Here is a 1,760-nt window from a genome sequence, read left to right as displayed (position 1 = left end):
GAGGCCGGCGTGCTGGACGGAAAGACTGCTACCACCCACTGGCTGCATGCCAGACGATTGCAGGAAACCTTTCCTCAGGTTCGTGTCGACGAGGATCGGATTTTTGTGCAGGACGGAAACATTTGGACCTCGGCCGGCATGTCTGCGGCGATGGACCTCGCCCTGGCGCTCATCGAGCACGACCACGGCGCGGCGCTGGCACGTAACGTGGCCCGACGCCTGGTCGTCTATTACCGCCGCCCCGGTGGGCAATCCCAGTTTTCGGCATTACTGGAACTCGAGCCGCGCAGCGATCGCGTCAAACGCGCGCTGATCTACGCGAAGGAAAATCTGCGCAATGCGCTGACGGTGGAGGAGCTGGCGGATGCCGCGCGCCTGTCGCCGCGCCAGTTCAGCCGGGTGTTCCGTGAGGAGACCGGCCAGTCCCCGGCTAAGGCCGTCGAGATGCTCCGGCTGGAAGCGGCCAGAACCATGCTCGAGTCAGGTCGTCACCCGATGGAAACCGTGGCGCAGGACACAGGGTTTGCGGACCGCGATCGTATGCGCCGGGCCTTTGTGCGCGCCTACGGCGTGTCGCCAAGCAGCATCCGGCGAAAGGACGCACTAGTAGAGCTGGAAGCGACGGAATGAACTGACGGCCAGCGACCGAAGCGGCCGGGTTGCGAGCGCGTCAGATTAGCGACGCTAGGATGCGCATCTCCGCATTCACTGGCTTGCGACATGACATGACATGCCACGCGCAATGGATGCCGTAGTTTGAATTCCGATGCCATACGAGTTCGATGTCGTAGATGTAGCCGTCAGATAGGTTGACTGTCTCCGCGTCGCGGAACGCCTCGGCGGCGTCAGATATGTTGATTGCCGGCTACGCCGAATGAACTAGGTTCTGGGCCTTACAGATCCATCGTCATCGAGGATGACAAAGCCCTTTGAGGGAACATTATCAATGTGCGAGGGGCGGCATACAGGGTGCACAGTAACCGAACGATTGCTGTTAACGGTAGATTGCGGGGCAGAGAGGACGTGATGCCTCTCTGCCTCTGAACGATCAGATGACGAAGGGCATCTGCCGCTGGCGCTTGCCCGTCAGCCGGAACAGTGCATTGGCGACCGCCGGTGCGATCGGTGGCACGCCAGGCTCGCCCAGTCCCGACGGTGCGTCTTCGGACGGCACGAAGAACACGTCGATGTGCGGTGCATCGGGCATCCGCGGTGGCGGATAGTCCGGGAAATTGCTGTTCCGAACCACTCCGTTCTCCATCTCGATGGCGAAGCCGGGCCGAATCATCGACAAGCCGAAGATGCATGCGCCCTGGACCTGGGCTTCTGCAGTCAGCGGATTGACGACGCGATTGCAGTGGACACCGGCCGTGACGTTGTGCACGCGCGCCTCACCCTTGGCGACGGACACTTCGACGACATACGCAACCACCGTCCCGAACGACTCGTGTACGGCCACGCCCCACGCATGCCCCCTCGGCAGTTTGCGCTTGCCGTAGCCGGCCTTGTCCGTGGCCAGCTGCAAGGCGGCGCGTTGTCGGACATGCTTGGTGGTGTCGAGTCGTGCCATGCGCCAAGCGACGGGATCCTGCTTCGCGGCCGTGGCGATCTCGTCGATCAGCGTCTCCTTGACGAAGCTCGTGTGGGTGTTACCCACCGAGCGCCACCAGAGCACCGCGACATCGACCTTCGGGTGATGAGCCGTCACCTGCATCGGCAGAGCGTATTCGTTCTCGACGATGCCTTCGGTCATGGTCGAG

Annotated in this window: 2 protein-coding genes; one reads left to right on the top strand and one right to left on the bottom strand. The window is 62.4% G+C overall.

Annotated elements, in window-relative coordinates; translation table 11 throughout:
• The coding region (locus AC1DS6_RS42460) for a GlxA family transcriptional regulator (protein WP_477104785.1) at positions 1 to 630 on the top strand (630 nt) is incomplete at its 5' end.
• 418 nt (positions 631 to 1,048) lie between these two features.
• Here the strand turns inward: AC1DS6_RS42460 and AC1DS6_RS42455 are convergent.
• Positions 1,049 to 1,760, bottom strand: a 712-nt coding sequence (locus tag AC1DS6_RS42455) for a molybdopterin cofactor-binding domain-containing protein (protein WP_477104784.1), incomplete at its 5' end; no start/stop codon positions are given.

The sequence above is a fragment of the Cupriavidus sp. 05L310 genome (assembly GCF_056398185.1).
Note: the sequence above shows the minus strand (reverse complement) of the source record. Positions and strands in the feature narration are given on the sequence as shown.